The 26,022-nt window shown below is 41.3% G+C and carries 23 protein-coding genes; 12 read left to right on the top strand and 11 right to left on the bottom strand.

What is annotated here, in order from left to right; genetic code table 11:
* Window positions 1-19: 19 nt before the first annotated feature.
* From ACXYMX_RS04415 to ACXYMX_RS04405, 3 genes are read right to left on the bottom strand one after another with little or no spacing between them, the layout of a single operon-like run.
* Entirely contained in the window at window positions 20-826 is an 807-nt protein-coding gene (locus tag ACXYMX_RS04415; RefSeq protein ID WP_459043028.1) for an enoyl-CoA hydratase/isomerase family protein, read from the bottom strand.
* Between the two features lie 46 nt (window positions 827-872).
* Window positions 873-1,931, bottom strand: a complete 1,059-nt coding sequence (locus tag ACXYMX_RS04410; RefSeq protein ID WP_459043027.1) for an acyl-CoA dehydrogenase family protein — start codon at window positions 1,929-1,931, stop codon at window positions 873-875.
* Entirely contained in the window at window positions 1,928-3,082 is a 1,155-nt protein-coding gene (locus tag ACXYMX_RS04405) for an acyl-CoA dehydrogenase family protein (protein ID WP_459043026.1), read from the bottom strand. The genes ACXYMX_RS04410 and ACXYMX_RS04405 overlap by 4 nt, the downstream gene beginning before the upstream one ends.
* A gap of 193 nt (window positions 3,083-3,275) precedes the next feature.
* On the opposite strand from ACXYMX_RS04405, the gene ACXYMX_RS04400 reads away from it, so the two are divergent.
* From ACXYMX_RS04400 to ACXYMX_RS04365, 8 genes are all read left to right on the top strand, one after another.
* A complete protein-coding gene (locus ACXYMX_RS04400) occupies window positions 3,276-4,442 on the top strand; it encodes a S1C family serine protease (protein ID WP_459043025.1) in 1,167 nt (388 codons plus the stop codon).
* A 115-nt stretch (window positions 4,443-4,557) separates the two neighbouring features.
* The gene (locus ACXYMX_RS04395; RefSeq protein ID WP_459043024.1) at window positions 4,558-5,268 is read left to right on the top strand and encodes a winged helix-turn-helix domain-containing protein; all 711 of its coding nucleotides are present in this window, start codon (window positions 4,558-4,560) and stop codon (window positions 5,266-5,268) included.
* Window positions 5,265-6,677 (top strand): sensor histidine kinase, encoded by a 1,413-nt coding sequence (locus ACXYMX_RS04390; protein WP_459043023.1) that lies wholly within the window; start codon window positions 5,265-5,267, stop codon window positions 6,675-6,677. Before ACXYMX_RS04395 ends, ACXYMX_RS04390 begins: the two co-directional genes overlap by 4 nt.
* 87 nt (window positions 6,678-6,764) lie before the next feature.
* The gene (locus ACXYMX_RS04385) at window positions 6,765-7,631 is read left to right on the top strand and encodes a foldase protein PrsA (protein ID WP_459043022.1); all 867 of its coding nucleotides are present in this window, start codon (window positions 6,765-6,767) and stop codon (window positions 7,629-7,631) included.
* 84 nt (window positions 7,632-7,715) lie between these two features.
* A complete protein-coding gene (locus tag ACXYMX_RS04380; protein WP_459043021.1) occupies window positions 7,716-9,023 on the top strand; it encodes a hypothetical protein in 1,308 nt (435 codons plus the stop codon).
* Window positions 9,024-9,269: 246 nt separating this feature from the next.
* Window positions 9,270-10,682, top strand: a complete 1,413-nt coding sequence (locus ACXYMX_RS04375) for a YfcC family protein (RefSeq protein ID WP_459043020.1) — start codon at window positions 9,270-9,272, stop codon at window positions 10,680-10,682.
* A 29-nt stretch (window positions 10,683-10,711) separates the two neighbouring features.
* Complete coding sequence (locus tag ACXYMX_RS04370) at window positions 10,712-11,872, top strand: M20 metallopeptidase family protein (protein ID WP_459043019.1); 1,161 nt, start codon at window positions 10,712-10,714, stop codon at window positions 11,870-11,872.
* Window positions 11,869-12,981: a mandelate racemase/muconate lactonizing enzyme family protein gene (locus tag ACXYMX_RS04365; RefSeq protein ID WP_459043018.1), complete on the top strand. Its 1,113-nt coding sequence runs from the start codon at window positions 11,869-11,871 to the stop codon at window positions 12,979-12,981. Before ACXYMX_RS04370 ends, ACXYMX_RS04365 begins: the two co-directional genes overlap by 4 nt.
* A 1,241-nt stretch (window positions 12,982-14,222) precedes the next feature.
* Here ACXYMX_RS04365 and wrbA read toward each other — a convergent pair.
* From wrbA to ACXYMX_RS04350, 3 genes are all read right to left on the bottom strand, one after another.
* Window positions 14,223-14,837, bottom strand: a complete 615-nt coding sequence (gene wrbA, locus ACXYMX_RS04360; protein WP_459043017.1) for an NAD(P)H:quinone oxidoreductase — start codon at window positions 14,835-14,837, stop codon at window positions 14,223-14,225.
* A gap of 173 nt (window positions 14,838-15,010) precedes the next feature.
* Window positions 15,011-16,207 carry a DUF3238 domain-containing protein gene (locus ACXYMX_RS04355; protein WP_459043016.1) on the bottom strand — a complete coding sequence of 399 codons (1,197 nt, stop codon included), beginning with the start codon at window positions 16,205-16,207 and terminating at the stop codon, window positions 15,011-15,013.
* Window positions 16,208-16,262: 55 nt separating this feature from the next.
* Window positions 16,263-16,892 carry a thiamine phosphate synthase gene (locus ACXYMX_RS04350; RefSeq protein WP_459043015.1) on the bottom strand — a complete coding sequence of 210 codons (630 nt, stop codon included), beginning with the start codon at window positions 16,890-16,892 and terminating at the stop codon, window positions 16,263-16,265.
* A 201-nt stretch (window positions 16,893-17,093) separates the two neighbouring features.
* On the opposite strand from ACXYMX_RS04350, the gene ACXYMX_RS04345 reads away from it, so the two are divergent.
* The 3 genes from ACXYMX_RS04345 to pgeF all read left to right on the top strand — a co-directional run bounded on the left by ACXYMX_RS04345 (window position 17,094) and on the right by pgeF (window position 21,040).
* Complete coding sequence (locus ACXYMX_RS04345; protein WP_459043014.1) at window positions 17,094-18,989, top strand: heavy metal translocating P-type ATPase; 1,896 nt, start codon at window positions 17,094-17,096, stop codon at window positions 18,987-18,989.
* 159 nt (window positions 18,990-19,148) lie between these two features.
* On the top strand, window positions 19,149-20,237 hold the full coding sequence (locus ACXYMX_RS04340; protein ID WP_459043013.1) for an alpha-hydroxy-acid oxidizing protein: 1,089 nt from the start codon (window positions 19,149-19,151) through the stop codon (window positions 20,235-20,237).
* Between the two features lie 44 nt (window positions 20,238-20,281).
* Complete coding sequence (gene pgeF, locus ACXYMX_RS04335) at window positions 20,282-21,040, top strand: peptidoglycan editing factor PgeF (RefSeq protein ID WP_459043012.1); 759 nt, start codon at window positions 20,282-20,284, stop codon at window positions 21,038-21,040.
* 49 nt (window positions 21,041-21,089) lie between these two features.
* On the opposite strand, the gene ACXYMX_RS04330 is transcribed toward pgeF, so the two are convergent.
* From ACXYMX_RS04330 to ACXYMX_RS04315, 4 genes are all read right to left on the bottom strand, one after another.
* Window positions 21,090-21,734: a vWA domain-containing protein gene (locus ACXYMX_RS04330; protein ID WP_459043011.1), complete on the bottom strand. Its 645-nt coding sequence runs from the start codon at window positions 21,732-21,734 to the stop codon at window positions 21,090-21,092.
* A gap of 99 nt (window positions 21,735-21,833) precedes the next feature.
* Window positions 21,834-22,838: a macro domain-containing protein gene (locus ACXYMX_RS04325; RefSeq protein ID WP_459043010.1), complete on the bottom strand. Its 1,005-nt coding sequence runs from the start codon at window positions 22,836-22,838 to the stop codon at window positions 21,834-21,836.
* Between the two features lie 116 nt (window positions 22,839-22,954).
* On the bottom strand, window positions 22,955-23,923 hold the full coding sequence (locus ACXYMX_RS04320; RefSeq protein WP_459043009.1) for a ring-cleaving dioxygenase: 969 nt from the start codon (window positions 23,921-23,923) through the stop codon (window positions 22,955-22,957).
* Window positions 23,924-23,940: 17 nt separating this feature from the next.
* Window positions 23,941-24,354 (bottom strand): MarR family winged helix-turn-helix transcriptional regulator, encoded by a 414-nt coding sequence (locus tag ACXYMX_RS04315; protein WP_459043008.1) that lies wholly within the window; start codon window positions 24,352-24,354, stop codon window positions 23,941-23,943.
* 153 nt (window positions 24,355-24,507) lie between these two features.
* Between ACXYMX_RS04315 and ACXYMX_RS04310 the strand changes: the two genes are divergently transcribed.
* Window positions 24,508-24,747, top strand: coding sequence for a glutaredoxin family protein (locus ACXYMX_RS04310; RefSeq protein ID WP_459043007.1), 240 nt, complete (start codon window positions 24,508-24,510; stop codon window positions 24,745-24,747).
* Window positions 24,748-24,979: 232 nt separating this feature from the next.
* Here the strand turns inward: ACXYMX_RS04310 and ACXYMX_RS04305 are convergent, their stop codons facing one another.
* On the bottom strand, window positions 24,980-26,020 hold the full coding sequence (locus tag ACXYMX_RS04305; RefSeq protein WP_459043006.1) for an acyl-CoA dehydrogenase family protein: 1,041 nt from the start codon (window positions 26,018-26,020) through the stop codon (window positions 24,980-24,982).
* Window positions 26,021-26,022 lie beyond the last annotated feature (2 nt).

Genomic DNA, 26,022 nt, shown 5'->3' with positions numbered 1-26,022 from the left:
ACGTGCCTCCCAAACCTTTTTAGTTAAACTTTGGTTTTCTTTTCTCAACAATCGATTGGACGCCTTCTTTGTAATCGTCGAGTTCCGTGACCAATCCCATTGACGAAGAAATCATGTCTAATGAAGCCCTTAACGTCATATCGCGATTCTGGTAAACCGCTCTCTTAATTAATCGGATTGCTTGCTGTGGTCCCTTCACTAGTTTCTCTACATACGCTTCTGTAAAGGCGTCGAGTTCATCGTCTGGAACAGCATAGGTAACGAGTCCAATATCTTGTGCTTCTTTTCCATCAACAACTTTCGCTGTCCATAGCATATCGAGCGCTTTATCAAGGCCAACTAGTTTGGGTAAGAAGTACGCTGCGCCGTCACCTGGTACAATTCCGACATTCACATAGCTCTCCGAAAACTTTGTACTTTCAGATGTAATTCGAATATCACACATTAGCGCCATATCCATGCCCGCACCGTATGCAAAACCGTGCACTTTTGCAATAACTGGTTGATCAATTTCTTCGAGTAATAAAGGTACACGTTGCACTTTCTTCCACAGTGAATTTTTTCGTGCCATCGCCGTCGAAACTACGTCACGTTCACTTCTATAAAATCCCTCACCAGCGGCCATTGCCTTAATATCTCCACCCGCACAGAAGCATCTTCCATTTCCTGAAACAACAACAGCCCGAATCTCATCCGAATCACGCACTGTCTCTAAAGCTTTAATCCATAAATCAATCATTTCTTCACTAAAGCCATTTAAACTATCTGGACGATTTAATGTAATCCTAGCAATGTTGTTTTCCACTGTAAAAAGTAAATCTGTCATTTGAACTCCTCCTCATTGTTGGTCTTCAGCTGTCTACATAAATTCTTCACTTTGTCATTGTTTCCCATAGTCCTTCTTCAGGAGACTCCAATAGATACGTTGCCACCTTTTCCAGCCAAACCGTTTCATTTCCGTATTCTTCACGCCACGCCCATAACCTTCGTGTGTATTGATGTAAACGGTGTTCATACGTTACACCGATTCCCGCGTGTGTTTGGTGAGCACTTTTTGCGACGATTCTCGCAGCCTCATTCACTCGTATACGGGCATACGCCAATTCACGGACAAATTGCCCCTCTTTATAGACTTCAATTACGTTATTCATAGACGAGATTGTAATGACAGTTTCGCCTGCTAACGTAGCCAAATGTTGTTGAACCATTTGAAAACGGTGAAGTGGTCTACCGAATTGCTCGCGTTCTTTCGTATACCTAACAGTCAATTCCAAAATCGTCTCAATTGCACCTGCCATCATCGTAATTCTTGATAAGGTGAATAGATTAACCATTTTTTCTATGAATGCATCTCGGTCAACTGGATGGAGCTGCAAATCTTTGACTTGAACGTTCTCAAATACCAAAGTATCTCTTGGTTCACCCGCTATATTATTAGTCAGTTGTACATCCGCCTTGTCGATTGGTAATAAACCCACAACTGTTTTACCTTCTAATTCACCAAGGGCAAGTACACTTTTCACATGCCTCCCCCACGGGACGTTGGTAAGCGTTCCTGTAATCAAAAAACCTTCATCTGTTTTTACAAATTGAACCGTATTTCCTAGCTCAATGCTGCTTGTCACAGGATCACTATTCGTTTTTTGCCCAAGTTCTGCAAGTGTCTTTTTCACTATAATCGTTTCACTTAAAGGTAGAGGGACTGCGTACTTTCCAGCAAGATTGATAATGCTGAACGCATCTTCAAAATCGCCCCCTGATCCACCTTGACCTTCCGGAATACCGATTGAAATCAGTTCCGACTCGCTTAGTACATCCCATAGTCCTTGCGACCATTCGCCGTTCTCCGACTTGTCGATTAGCTCTTTAGATGTATGATCTTTAAAAATATTATTTGTCACATCGACAATCATGTCTTTTATATCACTCAATTTGCGACAACTCCTTTTGCAACAATTCCTGTTAAGATCTCCGTTGTTCCACCTCTTAGTGTGAATCCAGGCGAATGTAAAATTGACTGTGCCATGAGCACATCGTAACGATTTTCTCCGTCCATTTTTGGATGCGTAGAAATAAGTAACCTTGCAATTTCTGGAATGCTTTGTTCGTAAGCCGTCCCCATATTTTTCACTAATGCGGCAATCATATTTACGTCTTTTCCATCTTCAAGAAGTTTTGCAACCCCAATAGACATGCATCTTAAGCTCCACATTTCAGCAAGTAGTTTCGACGCCGTTTTTAACCCAGTGACATCTTTCTTCTCTTTTAGGAGGCGAACCAATTCTTCAAGCAATGGGAATGTACTTAGGATTCGCTCAGGACCACTCCGCTCAAATGCAAGCTCTGTCATTCCTTGCTGCCAGCCATTTCCTACTTCTCCAATTAAACGATTATCTGGAATGAATACGTTTTCAAAAAACACTTCGTTAAAATGATTCTCACCTGTTAAATATTGAATCGGTTGAATTGTCACTCCAGGAGCTGCCAAGTCGACGATTAATTGACTTAGTCCGTCGTGGCGTTTGCTTGAATCCTGAGGAGAAGTTCTACAAAGCGTAATCATATAATGGGAGTGATGCGCTCCACTCGTCCAAGTCTTGGAACCATTTAGCAGCCATCCACCTTCTGTTTTTTCTGCACGGGTACTAATTGAAGCTAAATCGGATCCGCTGTTTGGTTCACTGAGTCCAATTGAAAAGTAACGTTCCCCCTTCGTAATTTTGGGCAGAAAATACTCCTTTTGTTCTTCCGTACCAAAGCGTAAAAATAGAGGTCCCGTTTGTCGATCCGCAAACCAATGCGAAGCAACTGGGGCACCTGCCGCTAAAAGTTCTTCAGTTAGAATGTAGCGCTCAATGGAACTTCTTTCACTTCCGCCATATTTTTTAGGCCATGTCATTCCAATCCACCCTTGTTTTCCAATCAGTTTGGAAAACTCTTCTGAATAACCACTTAACCATGAGTCATTCGCTTGAACGAACGTTCCTTTTTCTCTCTCTTTATTTAAAAATGCGCGTACTTCATGTCTAAATGTATTTTGCTCTTTCGTAAATTGAACAACAGGCAACACTAGATTTTTCATTTAATAAACTCCTTTTTAAATTAATTACCGATAAGCGGTACTCGATATCACACATGTATATAATAGTGTATGCAACTAGAAATGGAATGTCAATTCATAATATTCAGATTACAAATAGGGACTTCTCCGTAATAATTTGTTCATATTTCTGTTGTAGACTAAAGATAATCTAGTACAACAGGAGGAATACACTATGGAAAATGAAAGAAAAAATAAAAGAAGTTATCGATTTTTATCTACCATTGGAGCAGCGGTTTTAGGTTCAGCATTCACTTTAGGCGTTGTCACAAATACAGACTTGCTAACTCCAGAGCCTCAAGACCCAACGCCAACTACCGTCACAGCACCTACAGAAGATCTAAAGCCACTCGCTGCAACCGAAGGCTATTCTCTTTCGGATATGGTTGAACACGCAGCCAGCGGTATTGTTGGCATTATTAATTACCAAAACTCGGGAAATCACTTTGCTGAGGGAACAAAAAGTGTAAAAAGCGGTACAGGTTCTGGAGTCGTTTACAAAATTGATGGAGATCTTGCTTATATCGTGACAAATAATCACGTTATTGAAAATGCCGAGAAGATTGAAGTATCGCTTGAAAACGGAGAAACGACCGAGGCAAACTTAGTCGGTAAAGATGCGTTAACAGACTTGGCCGTCGTAACAATTGACTCAAAATATGCGGATACGGTTCTTGAGTTCGGAGATTCAGAAAAACTTCGTGCCGGTGACCAAGTCATAGCCATCGGAAATCCACTGGGCCTTGATTTTTCCGGTACTGTGACTCAAGGAATTGTGAGCGCTGTTGACCGAGCAATTACCGTCGAAACGTCTGCAGGAAACTGGGAGTTAAACGTCATTCAAACGGATGCCGCCATTAACCCTGGTAATTCAGGCGGCGCCCTCTTAAATACTGCAGGCGAAGTAATTGGTATTAATAGTTTGAAAATTTCTAAAGGCGGTGTTGAAGGACTCGGCTTCGCCATTCCAAGTAACGAAGTTGGACCTTTGGTTGATGAAATGACAACAAACGGAGAAGTAGTTCGCCCCTATATCGGAATTGGTCTTACAGATCTCACGCAAGTACCAGCGATGTATGTACAGCACCTCCCGGAATCCGTTGAAGGTGGCGTCATGGTTGCAAGTATCGATCCCGAATCAGCTGCAGGTAAAGCAGGACTTCAGGTTGAAGATGTCATTACAGCTATTAATGGAACGAACATTAATAACTCAACGGACCTTCGTAAGTTTCTTTACTCAGAACTAAAAGTCGGCGACACAGCAAAATTCACTATTTACAGGGGTGCAGAAGAGAAACAAATAGACGTTACGTTATCAAGTACAAAGTCCATGAATAACTAACGTTCAGAAAGACCTTTCCCTTATCTACAATTGGGAAAGGTCTTTCTAGTTGCATATTCCCCGTTTTCGTTTTACTTTGAAATGAATAGCTAGTCGGAAAAGGGGGTGCGCTCTGTTGAAGATATTAGTAATTGAAGACAATGAAAGTGTCTCTGCGATGATTGAAATGTTTTTTATAAAAGAAGGAATTCAAGGGGAATTCGTTAAGGACGGCCTGGTAGGTTATAACCGCGCGCGTGAAGAAAACTGGGACTGCTTAATTATTGATTGGATGCTGCCAGGAATGGACGGTGTTTCGATTTGTCGAAAGCTACGGCAGGAAAAGTACGCCCGCCCCATTATTATGCTGACTGCAAAAGATAGCGAATCGGACCAAGTCCTTGGCCTTGAAATGGGAGCAGATGACTATGTCACAAAACCGTTCAGCCCATTGGCTCTGATGGCACGGATTAAAGCGGTAACACGCAGATACACGCCTACTACAGAGCTCACGGTCGATGAAAACCTCATTCAAACAAAGCATTTCACGATTAATAAAAGCACTCGTGAAGTACTTCGTGACGGTGAACCAATACGCAATTTGACGCCGAAAGAATTTGACCTGCTTTCCCATTTTGTTCAACACCCCAAACAAGTATTTTCTCGCGACCAACTTCTAGATAATGTTTGGGGATATGATTTCTACGGGGATGACCGAACTGTCGATGTTCATATTAAACGTCTTCGCGAAAAAATTTCAACGGCAGAACATTCCTATTTTCACACGGTTTGGGGTGTAGGTTATCGGTTCGATGAAACCGCAGATCCGCTAGGTGATTCGAAATGAAAATCAAATACTTATACCAACAACTGGCAAGCCATATTTCCGTAATAATTATTGCCTTTTTACTCCTAAGCTTGATGTTCTCTCATTTCGTTGAGCAATTCGTTTATGAAAATAAAACCGAAGAGCTCACTACATATGGAACGAATATTTTGAGGGACATTGGACAAGATCAGTTCAATTCTAGAAACACGTTGCAACAATACGGAAACGTGCTAAATGGACAAGATATTCAGTACAGTTTATTTGATGAAAAGTCAGCGGTCATCTATTCAACGGGTCTAAAAACACCGCTTATTGAATTAAATCAAGACGAATGGCAACAACTTAAAAATGGCAACACCATAACGGTTAAACAAGAATTGAAACGGTTTGATGAAGGCGTAACATTTGTTTTGTTACCTTATCATCTTAACAACCAATTCATAGGGGGCGTCCTATTAACGTCGCCTATCAAAGGGTCGCGTGAAGTTATTTCTCGTATGAATCAATATTTAATATATACAACATTATTCGCACTTGTTGTCGCCTTAGTACTCAGCTGGATTTTATCGCATTTTCATGTGAATCGAATTAAAAGATTACGCGAAGCTACTTCATCCGTCGCTGGAGGCGATTATTCCGTTCGGATTCAATCGTCCAACTTCGATGAAATCGGCGAACTTGCGGAGGACTTCAACAAAATGGTCGAACAATTGAATGTGTCTATGGATGAAATCGAGAACCTTGAAAATAGAAGACGCCAATTCATGGCAGATGTATCCCATGAGCTTCGGACTCCCTTAACAACGATTAAAGGAATCATCGAAGGCATGAAAAACGATATGATACCCGAATCTGAAAAGAAAAAAGGACTTGGTCTTGCCAGCAGTGAAACGACCAGACTTATTCGCTTGGTCAATGAGAACTTAGACTATGAAAAAATTCGAGCCAATCAAATTAGTCTCCACAAACAAGATATTCAACTTGTCGAATTGTTAGAAGTTATTCAAGATCAACTCGAAGGTATTGCAAGCGAACGCAACAACAAAATTTTCGTTTCATCAGATTCAACAATTACCGTATTTGCTGACTATGATCGTCTCACTCAGATTTTAATTAACATTACAAAAAACAGCATTCAATTTACCGAAAATGGCAGTATATTTTTACGAGGAATTGCCGGAGAACATGAAACGACGATTGAAATAGAAGATACAGGCATTGGCATCGATCCTGAAGACATCGAAAAAATTTGGAGTCGGTTTTACAAGGCCATTGTTTCGCGGACATCGAATCCTTACGGTGAATTTGGGCTTGGCTTGTCCATCGTTAAACAACTAGTCACGATGCACAACGGGACGATTACTGTTGCTAGTGAAAAAGGACAAGGTACAAAGTTCACAATTACCCTTCCTCACAAGATAAATTAGTGGGAATCCTTGGATTTTTTATTTCCGTAATAGTTTGTTCATAATTCAATTATATGATAGAATTATCAAAGATTTGGAGGAGAAATGATGAATAAAAAATGGTTAATTTCGCTTATAGCACTTGGTGTGGTGGCAATTGCAATCCTTGTCATCCCTGGGTTTTCAAAAGAAGAATCTGTTGCAACAGTTGACGGAGAAAAAATTACAAAAGAAGAATTGTATAACTCGCTTGTGAGTTCAACTGGTGAACAAGCGCTGAATACATTAATCGATCAAAAGTTAATCGCTTTGGAAATTAAAAATCAGAAAATTAAAGCTTCCGACGATGAGATAGAAGCTGAAATGGCTACACAGATTGAAGAACTCGGTGGAGAAGAAACGTTTGAAGCATTATTAACACAAAATAATGTAACAAAAGCTATGTTTAAAGAAAACATTGCTGAATTTCTTTCAGTTCGCCAATTAATCGAACCACGCGTAGAAATTTCTGAAGAAGAGATTCTAGCATACTTCGAAGAAAACAAAGAAGACTTTAATCAAGAAGAACAAGTAGAAGCAAGTCATATTTTGGTGGAAGATATTGCAACTGCAAATGAAGTGAAAAAGAAGTTAGATGCTGGCGAAGACTTTGCTGAGCTTGCGAAAGAATACTCTACAGATGAGTCCAATGCAGAGAACGGCGGAGAATTAGGTTTCTTCAACTCTACTAGAATGGTAGAGGAGTTTACTGAAGCTGCTTTTTCAATGAACGTAGGGGATATTAGCGAACCTGTAAAAACAACACACGGCTTTCACATTATCCACGTAACGGATAAGAAAGAAGCGAAAGAAGCTACTTTCGAAGACAGTAAAGAAGAAGTCAAAGAACTACTGTTTGAAAAAGGTGTTCAAACCGAATACACAGTATTATTAGCGGAACTAAAAGAAAAATATAAAGTTACCAAAACTCTATAAGTAAATTTTCTAGGAAAGGCCCTCGTGCCTTTCCTTTTTTTTGTGCTAAAATAAACTCATTGTTAGTTTAAGGAGGGAAATTGATTGATTACAAAAGTTGCATTATTCGGCTCGGAAGATCTGGTTACGCAGGTGATGTGCTATGCATCCGAAGTTAGTAAAATTGAAGTCATCCCTTTTGTATACCAATCGGCAGAGGAAGTGTCCAATCTAATTTCGAAAGCAAATCACTGTGATGTGTATCTTTTCTCTGGCGTTCTTCCTTACTTTTTCACAAAAAAGAATCTAGGTCCTTTTAACAAACCCACTGCTTACATAGAAGACAATGAATTAAATATTGCACTAACGCTACTAGAAATCTCCAATAAGAAAATTGCTCCATTGGAACGAATTTCGATTGATTTGCCCGACCGGGAATTGCTCGATTTAATTCTTCTTCAACTTGAGATTCAGCCAACACCAAAATTTGTAACCGACTATCCATGGTTAGCCAATGATTTTACAAAGGATTTCGTCACGACCGACATCCTAGAAACTCATGCTTCACTATGGGAGTCCAAACAGATTGACTTTGTCGTTACAAGTATTCATTCACTTTATGATGAACTCGTAGAATTGCAGATTCCTTGTATGCGTATGGTTGATCCTAAGAAAAATATTATCGATGCGTTAGAGGAAGCAAAGAGTTTAGGCGTTTTGCAGCATGCTAAGCATTCTCAAGTTGCGGTTGGTCTGATTGCCTTTTCAAAGACATTCGATTCAATCGTCTCCTTAGAAAACCTTCGTAAAAAAGTGCACTATTTCGCGAAGCAAATCAATTGTACGGTTCAACTTACCGATACGGACACTTTTGCTTTATATGGGACAAGAGGAAGCATTGAGTACTTGCTTACCAATTTGAAGTTGCTAGACGATCTTTCGTCCTACGCAAATGATGAGAACTTGCCTATTTTTATTGGGTTTGGATACGGTATGACGATTATTGAAGCCGAATCCAATGTGCAAATTGCACTTAACTATTCCCAATCAAAAAAGAGTGAATTACCTATCCATATGCATATCGTTACGGAAGACAAAGTGGTCATCGACGTTCAAGATGATAAACCAAAGAAGTTCATCCTTCAAAGTCAGGACGAAGACTTAATTCAATTAGCGAGTGAAATTGGCATTAGTGTGACCAATTTAAATAAAGTAATTCAGTTTACCAATTCAAGACCCGTAAACAGATTTACATCGAGTGATATTGGGGAGTATTTCGAAGTAACTAGACGAAGTGCGGAAAGAATGTTGAAGAAGATTGCCGATTGCGGGTATTTGACTGTCATAGGTGAAGAACAACCTTTTCAACATGGACGACCTCGCGCTATTTATCAATTGGACTTGCCCATCTAAGTTGCTTTTTCCAACATATTTCATTAATTTACTTACCTATAAAAATTAATTATTACTAGATTCCAACGTGATAATTATTCATCTAAATGCATATCCATACTGGATTAAGCTCTTTTTCTACGCTTTTTGAGTCACTATATACTATTTCATAATAATCTAAATACTATTGACGAACATTTTATTTTCCGATAGACTGTTATGAATTAACGACTAGTTAGCGACTACTATATGCAAGGAGGAAAACGTTTGGATAATCAGCAACTGACAGATCCGTCGAAAGAGAAGAAGTGGAAGTTTGGTATTCCACATGTGTATGTAATTTTATTCATGGTCATTATTCTTGCAACAATTGCAACTTATCTCGTCCCAGCGGGCGAATACGATCGCATGGTGAATGAAGATAATCGTACAATCGTAATTGATGGTACGTATCAACAGGTAGAATCTTCTCCTTCCGGTTTTATGGATATCTTTCAATCCATTCATAAAGGGATGACAAACTCTGCTGGCATTATTTTTTACATCTTTATTGTTGGAGGGGCATTTGGAATCCTTCAATCTACAGGAGCAATTACTGCTGCTGTTGGGAGTATTTCCTCCAAAATGAAAGGCAAGGAAATTTTACTCATACCAATACTTATGACGTTCTTCGCTTTGTCCGGTGCGATGTTGGGACTCGCGGAAGAAACGATTCCATATATTACGATTTTAGTTCCTCTGATGATGTTAATTGGCTATGATTCGATGGTTGGTGCAGCAGTAGTGTTACTTGGAACTTCTGCAGGATTTACCGCTGCCTTTATGAATCCGTTTACAGTCGGAGTTGCACAAGGAATTGCTGAAGTTCCGATGTTTTCAGGGATGGGATTCCGTATTGTCCTTTGGTTCGTATTCCTTTCTGTAAGCATTTGGTACGTCATGCGCTACGCTAAAAAAATAAAGAATGATCCAACGAAAAGTGTGTTATACGGAAGTCCAGACCAAGAAATTGTGGCTGCTACCGAGATGACTTCTATGAACACTGGCCATAAACTGATTTTCTTAACATTACTAGCTACCTTAGTCACTTTAGCTTATGGCGTTATTGAACTGGAATGGTATTTATCTGAGATTGCAGGACTGTTTTTACTTATGGGAATTGTCATGGGGATCTTCGGAAAAATGAATTTCAGTGAAATTGCTGAAGCCTTTATTAAAGGCTGTCAAGTTCTCGTTATGGGAGCTCTTGTCGTCGGATTTGCGAATGCGATTCTAGTTATCCTTCAAGACGGTAAAATCATGGACACGATTCTTAATACACTTGCTTCAAGTATTGACAACATGCCTAGCGCACTTGCCGCAATTGGTATGTATGTCGTTCAATGTATCCTGAACTTTATTGTCCCTTCAGGAAGTGGGCAGGCCGCTCTAACGATGCCAATTATGGCACCTTTAGCCGATTTAGTCGGTGTTACAAGGCAAACCGCAGTCCTAGCTTTCCAGTTTGGTGATGGGATTTCAAATATCTTCACACCTACATCTGGTTACTTCATGGCCGGACTAGCATTAGCCCGTATCCCTTGGATAAAATGGGTGAAATGGATTTTCCCATTGATTATTATCCATTATCTATTAGGCGCGATTTTCGTTACTGTTGCGCACTTAATTGGTTTTTCTTAATTCAAAATTAAATGTGAGGTTGAATTTTTGTGAACATACAACAAGATCTAACACAGTGGATTACCGAACAACGCAGGTACCTTCATGAGAACCCTGAAGTTTCCTACAAAGAAAAAAACACGCGGGATTATATCGAAAAAGAACTTCAAGCACTTGGAATTGAAACACATAGCCTCACTGGTAAAGATGTGATTGGGACGATTCAAGGTGCTCATAACGGGAAGACGATTGGCATACGCGCTGATATCGATGCGCTGCCCGTCACTGAAGAAACAAATTTACCCTTCGCTTCAAAAAACGAAGGGGTTATGCATGCATGTGGGCACGATGGGCATATGGCCATTTTACTGGGGATTGCCAAGTATCTCACAAGTAATCGTGACAAGATCCATGGAACAATTTTGTTGATTTTCCAACACGCTGAAGAGGAAATTCCCGGTGGAGCCACTGAACTTGTTTCAGCCGGATTGCTTAAAGATGTAGATGCAATCTTCGGTTATCACTTATGGCAACCACTTGAAACGGGTCTGATTGGCTTTCGCGAAGGACCTACGATGGCCGGGGCCGACCGCTTCTCCTTTACCATACTCGGAAAAGGTGGACATGGTTCGATGCCAGATGAAACCATCGATCCGACGCTCGTTATTTCTCATGTCATTACGCAACTTCACAGTATTATTAGCCGTAGTTTATCGCCAAAAGAACAAGCAGTCCTTAGTATTGGAACTTTGAATTCAGGTACAACGTATAACGTCATTCCAGACACGGCTTCAGCTACAGGAACCGTTCGCTATTTCAATCAAGAAACTTCGGTCTTTATTCGCCAACGAGTGGAATCGATTATTAAAGGTGTTTGTGAATCTTTCGGAGCTACCTGCGAAATAAATTACGAACACGGGGATCCTGCTTTGGTAAATGACAAAGACTTAACTTCGTTCATGAAAAATACGGCTTTGCAGTTATTTGGCGAGAGCAAAGTGGTTGATATCGACCCGATTATGGGAAGTGAGGATTTTGCTTATTATTCCGTTGAAATCCCAGCATCGTATACCTTTATTGGTATCGGAAAAGCATCACACCCGTATGGTCATCATCACCCGAAATTTGATATCGATGAAGAAATGCTTCCTGTTGGCGTCGAATTATTCGTAAACGGATTAATCGATTATTTAAAAGGAGAATCTAAATGAAAATTACTTCGATAGAGTTATTTGCCATTCGATTACCACTTAAAGAACCTTTTATCATAAGTTATACTACGTATGACGATATGCCTTCCATTATTGTCAAAATGGAAACGGACACGGGACTTATTGGTTACGGAGAAGGAACACCTGACGAGCACGTAACTGGAGAAACGTTTGAAAGTACATTTATGCAATTACAGAAAACACTTGCGCCTGTTGTAATCGGCGAAAACCCGTTCAACATCGAGAAAATTCACGAGAAAATGGATCAAGCCATTTTTGGGGCACCTTCTGCAAAAGCAGCGATTGACATTGCATGCTACGATTTAATGGGCAAAGCATCCAACCAACCTGTTTATAATCTGCTTGGTGGTCAATATCATGAAACGCTTGAAGTACCTCAAGTAATTAGCATTCTGCCTCCTGAGGTTGTAGCAAAGAAAGCGAAACAGGCAATTAAAGATGGCTATCAGTCGTTAAAGCTAAAAGTAGGAACGGATAAGAATTTGGATATCCTACGTATTCGTGCTGCTCGCGAAGCGGTTGGTCCCAATGTTCCGCTTAAAGTCGATGCCAATCAAGGATGGAAAACAAGCGCTGAATCCATGTATGTGCTTCAACAAGTTGCAGATTGCAAACTAGACTGGATCGAACAACCTGTCGTTGCAAGTGACATCGATGCATTACTCGAAGTTAAACAAAAAACGAACTTCCCTGTCATGATTGACGAAGGACTCCATGGAAATAAAGAAATGCGCGAGGTCATCATTAAACGCGCAGCGGATGTTATCAATATCAAGCTCATGAAATGCGGCGGCATCTATCCTGCAACACATTTAGTTCATCAAGCGGAACTAGCCGGGATCACATGCCAAGTCGGTTCTATGGTAGAATCTGCAGTCGCTTCTGCTGCTGGACTTCATTTATCTTTAGCTAAAAAGGCGATTCAAAGTAACGAACTCGTCGGACCGTTAATGTTCAGCAAAGACATTGGCAACCTAAACTACGAGATCCCATTCGTTTATCTAAGTGATAAGCCTGGTTTGGGAATCGAAGTAGATATGGACATGTTAAATGAGTTAACCGTCGACCATGTGAAAATCGGAGAATGAGTTAAGAAAAAGCTTTCGGGCTTTTTCTTTTTTTGTTGGAATTTTTGTGCCCGGAAGTGTGTGGAAGCGCTGCGTGGGAATAAACCGGGGCGTTGCGGGAATAAAGTCACTTGTTACGGGAATAAACACGCCAGTGCGGGAGCAACACTCGACGATACGGGAATAAAAACTGGCGAGGTCTCGTTGCGGGAGCAAACCGGGGCGTTGCGGGAATAAAGTTAGCCGTTGCGAGAATAAACACACCAGTGCGGGAGCAACACTCGACGCTACAAGAATAAAAGCGGGCGAGCTCTCGCTACGGGAACAAACCGGGGCGTTGCGGGAATAAAGTTACTCGTTACGAGAATAAACACGCCGTTGCGGGAGCAACACACGACGATGCGGGAATAAAAGCTGGCAAGGTCTCGTTTCGGGAGCAAACCGGGGCGTTGCGGGAATAAAGTTACCCGTTACGAGAATAAACCTGCCATTGCGGGAGCAACACTCGACGCTACGGGAACAAAAACTGGCTTGCTCTCGTTACGGGAGCAAACCGGGGCGTTGCGGGAATAAAGTTACCCGGTACGAGAATAAACACGCCGTTGCGGGAACAACACACGACGATACGGGAATAAAAACTGGCGAGGTCTCGTTACGGGAGCAAACCAGCGCGTTGCGGGAATAAAGTTACCCGGTACGAGAATAAACTCGCCGTTGCGGGAGCAACACTCGACGATACGGGAATAAAAGCTGGCGAGGTCTCGTTACAGGAGCAAACCGGGGCGTTGCGGGAATAAAGTTACCCGGTACGAGAATAAACGCGCCAGTGCGGGAGCAACACTCGACGATACGGGAATAAAAACTGGCGTGGTCTCGTTACGGGAGCAAACCTGGGCGTTGCGGGAATAAAGTTACCCGGTACGAGAATAAACATGCCAGTGCGGGAACAACACACGACGATACGGGAATAAAAACTGGCGTGGTCTTGTTACGGGAGCAAACCAGCGCGTTGCGGGAATAAACACGCCGTTGCGGGAGCAACACTCGACGATACGGGAATAAAAGCGGGCAAGCTCTCGTTACGGGAGCAAACCTACCCGTTGCGGGAACAAAGTCACTCGGTACGAGAATAAACACGCCAGTGCGGGAGCAACACTCGACAGTACGAGAACAAACAAAACAAACAAAAAAAACTGCACGACCACTTGTTAGATACTACCTAACAAATGGTGGTGCAGTTCATGACTAGCTGGCTTTTTCGCTTATATTCGTCGGAGTGCTTCCGCAACTTTAACTGTACGTTTCGCCTGATGAAAGACCGCCGCTTTAATAACTGCCTCATCGTCGACCATTTTCCCATCTTGTCCAACTGTGACGTTCGTTCCGTATGGATTTCCACCTGCCGCAAATGTAACAGGATCTGTATAACCCGGAGCTGCCACTAGTGCACCCCAGTGATACATTGTCGTATAAATAGATAGGATTGTAGCTTCTTGGCCGCCATGTGGATTTTGTGCAGATGACATCGCACTGACCACTTTATTTGCAAGCTTGCCCTCTGCCCATAAACCACCTGTTGTATCGAAAAAGCTTTTCATTTGTCCGGGCATGTTTCCAAAACGTGTAGGCACACTGAAAATGATCGCATCTGCCCACGCTAAATCTTCAGGCTTTACTTCAGGAACATCCTTTGTCGCTTCGATATGTGCTTTCCACACCGGATTCGAATCAATGACCGTTTGCGGAGCTGTTTCGGCAGCCTTTAGCATTCTTACTTCAGAACCCGTTTCTTTCGCCGCTTCCGACGCCCACTGAGCAAGCTTGTAGTTGGTTCCTCCCGAACTATAATAGACAATCGCTGTTTTTACACTCGTCAATTCCAGTAGCCCCTCTTTGGTTGGATTCCCAAAGAGTCTATATAAATAACCCATACTTTACTCACCACTTTTCATATATAACACTATCATTTATTCTTTAATTTAACCCAACTTAAATTTGGTTGTCAAAAAGATAACCCAAAAATGAGAAAGCACTCACGCTTTCTCACTAGTTACTCAAAATTTGAAATTCGCCAGTATTGTTTTGACATCACAGGTGACATCCATGCAAGACCTCTACTTTCAGCTTGATGAATGGCTACCCACTCCCCCTTTTCACCTTGTTTCAAGTAGATTTCATGGTGAGGAGCTTGGTCATGAAAACCCGTCATATCAAACGTGCCATCGCGACGCATCACAGCACGTACTTCATAATCGATTACAGGCGAGGAAATAAGCGGGTTTCCAACCGCATGGGTTAGTAAAAAACCTGCCTCTTCTTTGCCGTGATCCAATCGCTTAAAAAAAATTCCTTCTTTAGATGCAAATTCGGACTTACGTAACCTTCCAGCTTTAGTGTAGGATGCTGATCGTCCAGTTTCTTTTGTAAACTTCATTGGAATTTGTGCTTTATTGTATGCAAGTTCAATGTCCACACGGGTTCTAAATCCCTTTCCTTCTGGATGAAACCCTCTCCCATCCCCTTCAAAATAAGAATCCAGTGATAGAAGGTTTGGGTTCTTGATCCATTTATCTTTCAAAAAGGTCGTGTACAGAAAATGCCAATCGTCAATCGACTTATACGTTCTTTTATCCATCACAGGTGTCAATAACTTCCTCGGCTTATCAATGACTTTAATCATTTTAAAGTTTTCTACTTCTGCCTCCCCTTTGGATGAAAAAGGGTGCATCTTTCCAATAGCTCGCGCAATAATTGACTTGCCGAAACTAAGTGGTTCTATCGATTCGGCTAATGGTCGATTCGAGAAAATCGAATACGTATAGGTTTCATCCAATGAAAAGTCTTGGTCTATATATTGGTTCGTATGAACCGTTTCTAGTAAGACATTGTTTCGAAAGACGTCATATCTATCAATGTCTTTAATTCGTTCCCAACACAATGCAATCTTTGTTTTTGCAACAATTGTTGTCAGCACTAGAAACTGAAGCGGGTTTTCAACATTTCTCTTCTCTGCGTATGCAGACGTTTGAAGCGCGATAACATCAACGACTTCACCGTGTTCAACTCGTTCAATTGCGTAGGAGTACATTTTGGCATGTTTAAAATCACCATCACTAAATTCCGGGACTGTACCCTCATAGAGGAGGATGCCATCCCGATACACATTATACGTTCCACCCAAGTCGTTCCATTTAAATTGAATTAAATCTGCTCGATTCACGACGGTTTGTATTTCAAAGTCTTCCATGAAATTCGCCTCCTTTATCGAAGCGTTTCACACAGAACCAAAACCTATACACTACTCAATGCATTTCTACGCCCGTTAAGGATAGAAGGACCTGCCCTTTTAAACGGCGTACAAACTCAGCGATACTTTCTTCTCCAGCTGCAACCGAAGAAATCATCACACCAGATCCACCTTTTCTAATGACGGAACCTATTTTACGTTCCGATATATTTCCATATCCAATAACAGGTAATCCAGGCAGCTGACTAACAATCTCTCGAATGAGTTCAAGTTCTGCAACTGAGGAAGCATTCTCTGATTCGAATAATGGCCCCACAGCAATGTAATTTGCACCGGCATCCACGGCCGAAAATGCCTCGCGCGCTGTATTTACAGTTACACCAAGGAGTTTAGAAGGTCCAATACGTTCTCGGACACCTGCACAATTTTTAAATTCAATATGGACTCCATCCGCATCTAATGCAATGGCTGTTTCAATCTCTTTATTTACAATGAATGAAACCCCATAGGTACGACAGAGTTCTTTGCATTCCTTCGCAAACTCCAAACTCTTGGCTTCTGTTTCAGTAAGCCTGAAACTTGTAATCCCACCTTTAAGTGCCTCTTCCAATATAAAAAGAGATTCGTGGCTTTCAGTACTGCCCGTCTCCATCGTGAAAATAAGTTTTAGCTTTTTAGTTATCAAGTTGGTTAACCCCTTTCCTCATTAGTCATAATATTTCCCGGAAAATTAAAACCTACGGCTCGCTAGATGCTCAAACTTATCCTATGCTTAGACGAATGAAAGTATTCCTTAATCAATTTTTATAGCAAATTGCTTAACAATAATCATTCTAATGTGATACTATATATAAATAGATAACATTTATAAAAATGAGGGATACTAATGACAACAACTTCAGAGGAAAAGGAAAACCCGTTTCAAAAGATGTTCAAGAACGTTGAATTGATTGCCGCTGTTGTATCAGGCATACTCATTCTCATTGCCTGGTCCTTCGGTGAAGGGACAACATCTGTTGTTCTTTATCTACTGGCGTTTGCCATTGGAGGATTTGCGAAAGCAAAGGAAGGCATTGAAGAAACAATTAAAAACAAAGAGCTTAACGTAGAGATGCTCATGGTCTTTGCCGCGATTGGATCAGCTATTATCGGCTATTGGGCTGAAGGTGCCATTCTTATATTTATCTTTGCAATGAGCGGTGCATTAGAAACGTATACGTTAAATAAAAGTCACAAGGAAATTTCATCTCTAGTTAAACTGCAACCTGAATCTGCATGGTTACTTGATGAAAACGACCAAGCAACACTCGTACCAACCGCAGATTTACTAACAGGCTCGCATATTCTCATCAAACCAGGCGAAAGTATTCCCGTTGATGGCGTGATTTTAGATGGAAGAAGTACCATTGACGAATCCGCGATTAGCGGTGAATCCATTCCTCTTACAAAAAGCGTTGGGGAATCGATTTATGCGGGAACTGTGAATTTAAACGGTGTGATAACCGTTGAAATGACCAAGCCAAACTCAGAAACATTGTTCCAAAAAATTATTACGATGGTCACATCCGCTCAAAGTGAAAAATCACCTTCTCAACAATTCATCGAACGTTTTGAGGGAACATATGTGCGAATCGTCATTATCTCCGTGCTAATTATGATGGTCCTTCCCCACTTTGTTTTCGGATGGGATTGGACGACTACGATTTACCGAGCGATGGTTCTTCTCGTTGTCGCTTCACCTTGTGCCCTTGTTGCTTCAATTATGCCTGCAACACTTGCTGCCATTTCAAATGGAGCAAAAAAAGGTGTTTTATTTAAAGGCGGATTGCATTTAGAACATCTAAGTTCTCTTAAGGCTATCGCTTTCGATAAAACCGGAACACTTACTCAAGGAAAACCAATTGTAACGGACTTTGTCGTTCGCGAAGGATTAGACAGAAAAACTGTGCTTGAGATTCTTGGACGCATTGAATCACAATCCAACCATCCACTTGCTGTAGCAATTACAACGTACGCAAATGAGGAAGGTTTGGATTTAAATGAGCGCATCCACATTGAAGACGTACCTGGTTGGGGCATTAAAGCTACTGAGGACGGGAAGGAATACCTCGTCGGGAAGCCTGCATTTGTAGGCACTGAAGAAGCCGATGGTTTTTCAGACAGCGTCGCTGGAAGTTTAGCCTCAGAAGGTAAAACGGTTATTTTCATGCGGGATGCAGATGGGATTATGGCACTTGCCGCTTTGAAAGATACGCTGCGTCCTGAGGCAGTTCAAACAATCGCAAATCTCAAGAAAGCCGGCATTCACACAATTCTACTCACAGGAGACAATGAAAAAACAGCACAAGTCATTGCCAAAGAGGCTGGAATTGATGACTATGAAGCCGAATGCTTACCTGCAGAAAAAGTGGAGCATTTAAAACAGCTTCAAAAGAAATATGTATATGTGGGAATGGTCGGAGATGGTATAAACGACGCACCTGCGCTCGCCACCGCAACAACGGGAATCGCAATGGGCGATGGCACAGGCGTAGCGTTAGAAACGGCTGATGTCGTCTTAATGAGAAATGATTTAACACAAATCAAATACGCTATCAAACTCTCTCGCAAGATGAATCGAATCGTGAAGCAAAACATCTTCTTTTCGATTACAGTCATCGCGATTCTAATCGTAGCGAACTTCATGCAAGTCGTGGATCTTCCACTTGGAGTCATTGGTCATGAAGGAAGTACAATCCTTGTTATCTTGAATGGATTGCGTATGTTGAATCGGAATATTTGAACGCCAAAGGAACTGTCAACGAGGCAGTTCCTATTTCTTTGGGCATATTCACTGATTTATCTATACTTTCTCTCAGATTTACAACATAGTAAAAAACCGTTTGTTATAATAAATATCAGGCAATACGTAGGTATTTTATTGGACGGAGATGATTGAACAATGGACAACCGAAACTTAGAATTAAATGCACAAAAACATATGAGAAAAGAGGCATTTGATTACATCGCCCGGGGGTCTGGAGACGAAGTCACAATGGATGCAAACATTCAGGCATTCCATAACTGGACCATTCGCCCCCGTGTTTTACGTGACCTCACGAAACGGGAGTACTCTGTTTCCTTATTTGGCGAAACACTAACTACTCCACTTCTCCTTGCACCAATTGGTGTTCAAAGAATCGCGCATCCACAAGGGGAACTTGCTTCTTCACGTGCATCCGCATCACTTGGAATCCCTTACATTGTGAGTAGTGCATCCTCCTTTTCCATGGAAGAGATTGCCGAGGAAATGGGTGACCAGCCACGATGGTTTCAACTGTATTGTTCGACTGAGGATTCTGTAACAGAAAGCTTTGTTAAACGTGCAGAAGCGAGCGGATATTCAGCCATTGTCGTTACAGTCGATACACCGATGCTCGGCGTTCGAAAAACGGACTACGTAAACAGCTATTCTCCTCTAATGGAAGGGCACGGCTGTGGCAACTACTTAACGGATCCAGCTTTTTGTGCACTGTTGGAAAAGTCCCCACTAGAGGACAAAGATGCAGCCCTTTTAAAACAAAATGAAATTATCGACCAGCCAGGGCTCAATTGGGATGATTTAATCAAGGTTCGCTCCTATACCAATCTTCCAATCCTTTTAAAAGGCATTCTACACCCTGAAGACGCTCAGCTTGCACTTGAGCACGAAGTAGACGGCATCATCGTTTCCAATCACGGAGGCAGACAACTCGATCACTGCATTGCGTCATTAGATGCACTTCCCGACATTGTCGAAGTTATTGATGGTCGCATACCCGTCTTGTTAGATAGCGGAATTCGAACAGGTACAGATATTATAAAAGCACTTGCACTTGGAGCAGATGCCGTTTTACTAGGTCGTCCCTACATTTATGGACTTACAATTGATGGACAAAAAGGGGTCGAAAAAGTCATTAGTGACCTTCTGCATGATTTAGATGTGTCTATGGCTTTAACTGGAAAACGGTCCGTTCAAGAACTTAAAAACATGACTATGATGAAAAGCTGAAAACTTATCTTCAAGGTATTCAATCAACAAATTGGGGTGAACTTATGAAAACAGTACTCTATTTAGACAATGACACGTTTGTATCTGGCATAACCCTGAAGGACAAAATTGAACCCGAACAGAACAATATGGCACTTCATGTTTGCCTAAACCCTGAATCTGTTTTGAATAACCGTAAAAAGTTAGCCCTTTCTTTAGATCATTCTATAGATGACTTTGTCTTGGCCAATCAAACCCATAGCGCAAACTTCCATAAAGTCTCGTCTTTAGATAAAGGCAAAGGCGCTAGAAATAAGAACACAGCAATTGCTGATGTCGATGCCTTATATACATATGAGCCAAATATCGTACTTGGTGCCTTCACCGCCGATTGTGTCCCAGTTATGTTTCACAATAAAGTGAATGGTCTTATAGGCGTGATCCATTCCGGTTGGCAAGGAACTGTAAAGGAAATAACCCACAAACTGTTCACTCATTTAACTGAAGTTGAGCGCTGCAATCCTGCAGATTTCCAAGTTCAAATAGGCCCCGCACTAAGTCAGGAAAAGTTTGAAGTCGATGAAGATGTCTACAAGCAATTCGATGACTTGGGGTATGCGGAAGAGTATATGCATTTCAATGAAACGACAAAGAAATACCATATCGATAATCAGCAAACTGTGAAAAAGCAATGTGAATTGGCCGGCGTCCCCGCCAATCAAATTACCATAGACCTTAAGTGTACCTATATAGATCCGGACGGATTTTCTTACCGCGAGGACCGAAAATTCGGAAGACATTTAGCATTTATTGTTCGTAAATAACTAAAAAACGAGGTGGAAATTTTACTCCATCTCGTTTTCTAATTCTTTCTTAACTACGTCGCTCAAAATCACTCTCTATCGATGCTTTCCATGAACGTTCTACTTTCTCACCTCTACGAAAAGTTGCTACGGCTTCGTTCAGTGCCTGAAAATTCTCTTCAATTCCTTCACTATCTGCATGGTAATTCACGGCATATTCTTCCTGAATACCGAACTTTGCAGCAGTGGATAGCGCGTCGATATTTGCTCCTAGGAAAATAAATTCCCAGTTAAACTTCTCTTTTTGGTCGGTAATCATCTTTTTAATTTTTTCATACCCATACTCTTTACTCGCATTTTCCATTCCGTCCGTTGTAATTACGAATAACACTCTTTCGGCCCGTTCTTCTTCACTCGTCCGTTTTTGGACGTTGCCGATTTTTTGAATCGTGAACCCGATGGCATCCAGTAAAGCCGTCGTTCCACCTACTTCATACTCCCGTTCAGTAATCGGTGCAATCCCTTTGATGTGAATGCGGTCATGCAGTAAATCATTAGCATGATTAAATAACACCGTTGTTACAATCGCTTCGCCTTCTTCTTTCTTCTGTTTCCCAAGCATCGCGTTGTAGCCACCGATTGTATCCGCCTCTAGACCAGCCATCGAACCACTCTTATCTAATATAAAAACCAATTCCGTTGTACTTTTCTTCATACTTGTCATCCTCCTCGGTTGTTACCAGAACATTTCTCTGGTTCATCTACAACAAGAATAACAAGCATTCGAACTGAATTGGTCGTTCCAAAAGCGACATTATGCGCCCAACGTCATTTGATCAAAACTAAAAAGTGCTTCGTTAATCTCAAAAACATTATAATTCCCTCGTTCAATAAAATACTCAAGAATCACGTCGAACTTGTTACTTCTCGACAAGGTATACCCAGCTTTCCCCAATAGATCCAGCGTCTCGTCTAAATTAAGTTCGAGTGCAACCGCAAATGCCAATACGGTCTTTTTCATCGGGTTGTAATTTTCCGTGTTTCGGATCTTGGAGAAAAGCTTTCGATCGATATTCGCCTTCTTATACGTTTCTACATCAGTCATCGATTTTTGGTCAATTAATCGTAAGAGACTTTGAGAGAAAGACTCTTCTAACTGGCCTAAAACGTCGTCTAAACTACGCTTTTCACTTACTGCTTCTAAAGGTTCAGAAACCGATTCCATACTAGACTGCTGATAAATCATCTCTTCAGCTTCACGTATTCGACCAAACTTTTTCTCTTGCTCATCGACATAATGTTCGTCGATGTATTCACTAATTGATGCATGCAATTCTGCACTTAAACTGAATGCTTCTTTATCAAACACGACGAGGTAAACAGAGATCTCATGTTGTTGAATGAATTCACGGATTGTCTTCAGGGCGACTTGAAGCGCTTGTTCCTTTGGGTAGCCGTAAATACCTGACGAGATAAGTGGGAACGCAATTGAATTACATCCTAACGTAACCGCAAGTTCTAAGGAATTTCTATAACAACTGACAAGCAAATTTTCCTCATTCGCATTTCCACCTTGCCAAATTGGACCTACCGTATGTATGATTTTCTTAGCAGGGAGCTGAAACCCTTCCGTACTTACCGCTTCACCGACTGAACACGAACCAATTTCGTCACAAGCCCCTTGCAACTCGGTTGCACCAGCAGCGCTAAATATTGCGCCACAAACACCACCGCCTTTTTGTATCGAACTGTTTGCTGCATTGACAATCGCATCTACTTGCATCGTTGTAATGTCATTTCGCACGATTTCTAATGGCATTGCATCCATCCCCTTTCCTTTTATTGAGCGCTCATTTCTTAATAACAAAATTATACCAAATTGACAAACTAAAAAGTACGCTTGCCACAATTCATGACAAGCGTACAGTTTCATTCTTAATTAGTAACTAAAGGCTTAACTTTAGCTTCGATTTGCTCACGCTTAGGCTCTAGAAATGGCGGAAGCGCTAAACTTTCTCCTAAATGCTCCAATTCTTCATCTGTATCAAAACCAGGACCGTCCGTTGCGATTTCAATCGTTAACCCATTTGGATCTCGTAAATAAATCGACTTGAAATAAAAACGGTCGACATACCCGGAATTTGGAATACGGTTTTCATTTAACTTCTCAATCCATTTATGCAATTCTTCCTCGTCTGCCACGCGAAGTGCAACATGGTGAACACTTCCTCTACCCGGGCGTTCTGGAGCCAAATCAAGTCTGTGTTCAACGTGAATTTCAGCACCCGACCCGCCTTCTGCCACTTCAAACACTTCAATATCCGGTTGCCCTTCAACATCAGATGCAAATTGATCTTTTTTCCTAAATCCAAAGACATTTGTCAAGATATTTACGATGCTATCTTTATCCGCTACCGTTAACTGTGAAGGTCCAAGTCCAACAATCCCGAACTCTTCTGGAATTGGGCTCTTACTCCAAGGCTTTCCACCCGCTACACCTTTATTGTTTTCATCTGAAACAAGCATCAGCCTTTGCCCTTCAAAATCTGTAAACGCAAGCGTCTTTCTTCCAGCTCTCTCTTTAATGTCTTCATGTGCCACATTCATCTCAATAAAACGAACTTGCCAGTACCGCAATGCTGCATCCGATGGAACTCGAAGCGACGACAGTGAAATACTGTTGTTTCCTTGATACGTTCGTCCGGCCATTGGAATTTCAAAAAAAGTTAAATCCGTTCCAGGATTCCCTTTCTCATCCGCGTAAAACAGATGGTACATCGACGGGTCATCCTGATTTACTGTCTTTTTCACTAATCGTAAGCCCATCACATTCGTGTAAAAGTTAAAATTTTCGTTGGCGTTTGCCGTTATGGCTGATACATGGTGTATTCCTTTGATTTCCATCGCTATTCCTCCTAGAGTTATTTCAGTTTTTTTAGTAGTTCATTCAATTGCTTCTTTTCATCTTCAGTTAGGTTTTCAAACTGGTTCGCTTGAAAATCCTCTTGAACAGGCACAACCTCGTCAAATAACGCTCGACCTTGTTCCGTAAGTGATACGTACTTTGTTTTCCAATCTTGCTCTCTTTCAATCAAACCTAAACTTTCTAATTTCTGAAGGAGATGTGTAATGTTCCCCTTTGTCACAAAGAGTTTATCGCCAAGTTCTTGTTGCGTAAGTTTATCAAACGTACCGACTTGGACGAGTACATCAAACTGAGCTGCCGTTAACCCCCATTTTTTTAAATGTCGATTGGATGAACGGAGACTTTTAGTATAAAAACGTGCTATGCGAAACCAAATGAGTAAATCTAAACGAATTAGTCGATTTTTCATGCTATAACCTTCTTCTCAAGTAGACTTTTTACTTACTACTCACTTATCAGTTTACGATTGAACTGACGAGCAGTCAATCTTTTTGTTTTGACTATTTTTCTCCAACATATAAGATGGAACCAACTAAATGAATCTATAGGAGGCACCAAAGCTATGACAAACATTGCGACAGTTTATACAACAAATACGTGTCCGTACTGCACAATGATGACCAATTACTTAAAAGAACAGAACATCGAATTTAAAGAGGTAAACGTTCAGGATGATCCTGCTGCCGGTCAAAAACTAGTCGAAACAACAGGTCAAATGGGCGTTCCACAAACCGAACTAAACGGCGAATGGATTCTCGGGTTCAATCCAGACGCTATCCAAGAAGCTTTGAAATTAAAATGAGTAGGATGAAACAAATCGTGTCCTCACTCTTTTGTAAATCGTGTGCTGTCCAAACACCGGAATCCATCGAAAAAGACATGAACCGAAAAATCTTTCCACGAATTTGTATCGGCCACGTCGGTATGTTTATAGTTGGAATTGCTCTTGTTGTTATGGAATTTATGCGGTAACTCAATCTCAAAAGAACAGAGCCACCTCCCAAATCTATGGGTAGATGGCTCTGTTCTTCAATTTAAGGGGTAAGGAACGTATGCTGACTTGCAGTATATAAATTTCTCCAGATTCGATTCAATCGGGAAGACTCCATGACCGCTTCCATTCCAAAGTGGCGAATGACTTGATTTGTACTATCAATTGTAACTTCTGCAGCTTCTTTACATACCTTCGAAAAATTGTTTAAATGCAACTCATCTAATGGCTTTCCATCTGTATGAGCTTCCCACAACTCTTCCAATGCTGAGTAAAAAGCATCCTTTATTTGAGTGAAATCAAGAAGTTTCTCGTTTACAATCGCTGTTACAACTTCAAACTTATCTCCTTTTGACCAGCTTTCTTCATTGGACTCAAGGATGACTTTCACTTCTTCAAAAAAGCTTTGACCAATTCCTAAACTCACTGCTGTAAATGAGCTTTGCCCGAATTGGACAAATGGAAATGTATGAACTAAACTTGAAAATTCATTTTCATGCTTCGTCAAATCGAATATTCGATCCATCGGGACAAATGCATTTTCTACACGAATTGTATGACTTCCTGTGCCTTTTAATCCAAAAGCATCCCAATCTTTAATCACTTCAACTTGAGCCAGGATGAAAATACATGTCACGATCTCATCCGTACCTTCTACTTTACTATTTGCCGTAAACATTGAAGCATGAGATGCACCGCTGCAATACCTCCACTCACCTGTCACACGGTATCCGCCATCTTCTTTCACAGCGTTCGCCGTTGAATGCGCACTTCCAGCAATCAATGCTTCTTCCACAGTAAACAGTTCCAAACACGTACTCTTTTTAAAGTTAGGAGCAAACATATTCCCTCCGGAACCAATCGCCACAAGCCACCCAAAACTCCCGTCCATTTCAGAAGCTTCTTCGAAAACACGAACCGCATCGGGAAGTTCTAAATCCAGTCCACCAAGCTCTTTTGATAAAAAACACTTAAACAACTTTTCATCATACGCAAATTGCAAGATCTCTTCAGGCAACTCTCCCTGACTTTCAATTAAAGCACCCTGATTCTTAATAAGTTCGCGAATCGATTCATCAAACATGA

This window comes from Sporosarcina sp. CAU 1771, assembly GCF_054482775.1.
Note: the sequence above shows the minus strand (reverse complement) of the source record. Positions and strands in the feature narration are given on the sequence as shown.

What these genes read in the sequence shown, in the direction of transcription:
- ACXYMX_RS04345 (WP_459043014.1), top strand. Translation starts at nt 17,094, where the DNA reads ATGACAACAACTTCAGAGGAAAAGGAAAACCCGTTTCAAAAGATGTTC.
- ACXYMX_RS04320 (WP_459043009.1), bottom strand. Translation starts at nt 23,923, where the DNA reads ATGGAAATCAAAGGAATACACCATGTATCAGCCATAACGGCAAACGCC.
- pgeF (WP_459043012.1), top strand. Translation starts at nt 20,282, where the DNA reads ATGAAAACAGTACTCTATTTAGACAATGACACGTTTGTATCTGGCATA.
- ACXYMX_RS04340 (WP_459043013.1), top strand. Translation starts at nt 19,149, where the DNA reads ATGGACAACCGAAACTTAGAATTAAATGCACAAAAACATATGAGAAAA.
- ACXYMX_RS04405 (WP_459043026.1), bottom strand. Translation starts at nt 3,082, where the DNA reads ATGAAAAATCTAGTGTTGCCTGTTGTTCAATTTACGAAAGAGCAAAAT.
- ACXYMX_RS04400 (WP_459043025.1), top strand. Translation starts at nt 3,276, where the DNA reads ATGGAAAATGAAAGAAAAAATAAAAGAAGTTATCGATTTTTATCTACC.
- ACXYMX_RS04365 (WP_459043018.1), top strand. Translation starts at nt 11,869, where the DNA reads ATGAAAATTACTTCGATAGAGTTATTTGCCATTCGATTACCACTTAAA.
- ACXYMX_RS04310 (WP_459043007.1), top strand. Translation starts at nt 24,508, where the DNA reads ATGACAAACATTGCGACAGTTTATACAACAAATACGTGTCCGTACTGC.
- ACXYMX_RS04415 (WP_459043028.1), bottom strand. Translation starts at nt 826, where the DNA reads ATGACAGATTTACTTTTTACAGTGGAAAACAACATTGCTAGGATTACA.
- ACXYMX_RS04330 (WP_459043011.1), bottom strand. Translation starts at nt 21,734, where the DNA reads ATGAAGAAAAGTACAACGGAATTGGTTTTTATATTAGATAAGAGTGGT.
- ACXYMX_RS04325 (WP_459043010.1), bottom strand. Translation starts at nt 22,838, where the DNA reads ATGCCATTAGAAATCGTGCGAAATGACATTACAACGATGCAAGTAGAT.
- ACXYMX_RS04305 (WP_459043006.1), bottom strand. Translation starts at nt 26,020, where the DNA reads ATGTTTGATGAATCGATTCGCGAACTTATTAAGAATCAGGGTGCTTTA.
- ACXYMX_RS04390 (WP_459043023.1), top strand. Translation starts at nt 5,265, where the DNA reads ATGAAAATCAAATACTTATACCAACAACTGGCAAGCCATATTTCCGTA.
- ACXYMX_RS04355 (WP_459043016.1), bottom strand. Translation starts at nt 16,207, where the DNA reads ATGGAAGACTTTGAAATACAAACCGTCGTGAATCGAGCAGATTTAATT.
- ACXYMX_RS04385 (WP_459043022.1), top strand. Translation starts at nt 6,765, where the DNA reads ATGAATAAAAAATGGTTAATTTCGCTTATAGCACTTGGTGTGGTGGCA.
- ACXYMX_RS04315 (WP_459043008.1), bottom strand. Translation starts at nt 24,354, where the DNA reads ATGAAAAATCGACTAATTCGTTTAGATTTACTCATTTGGTTTCGCATA.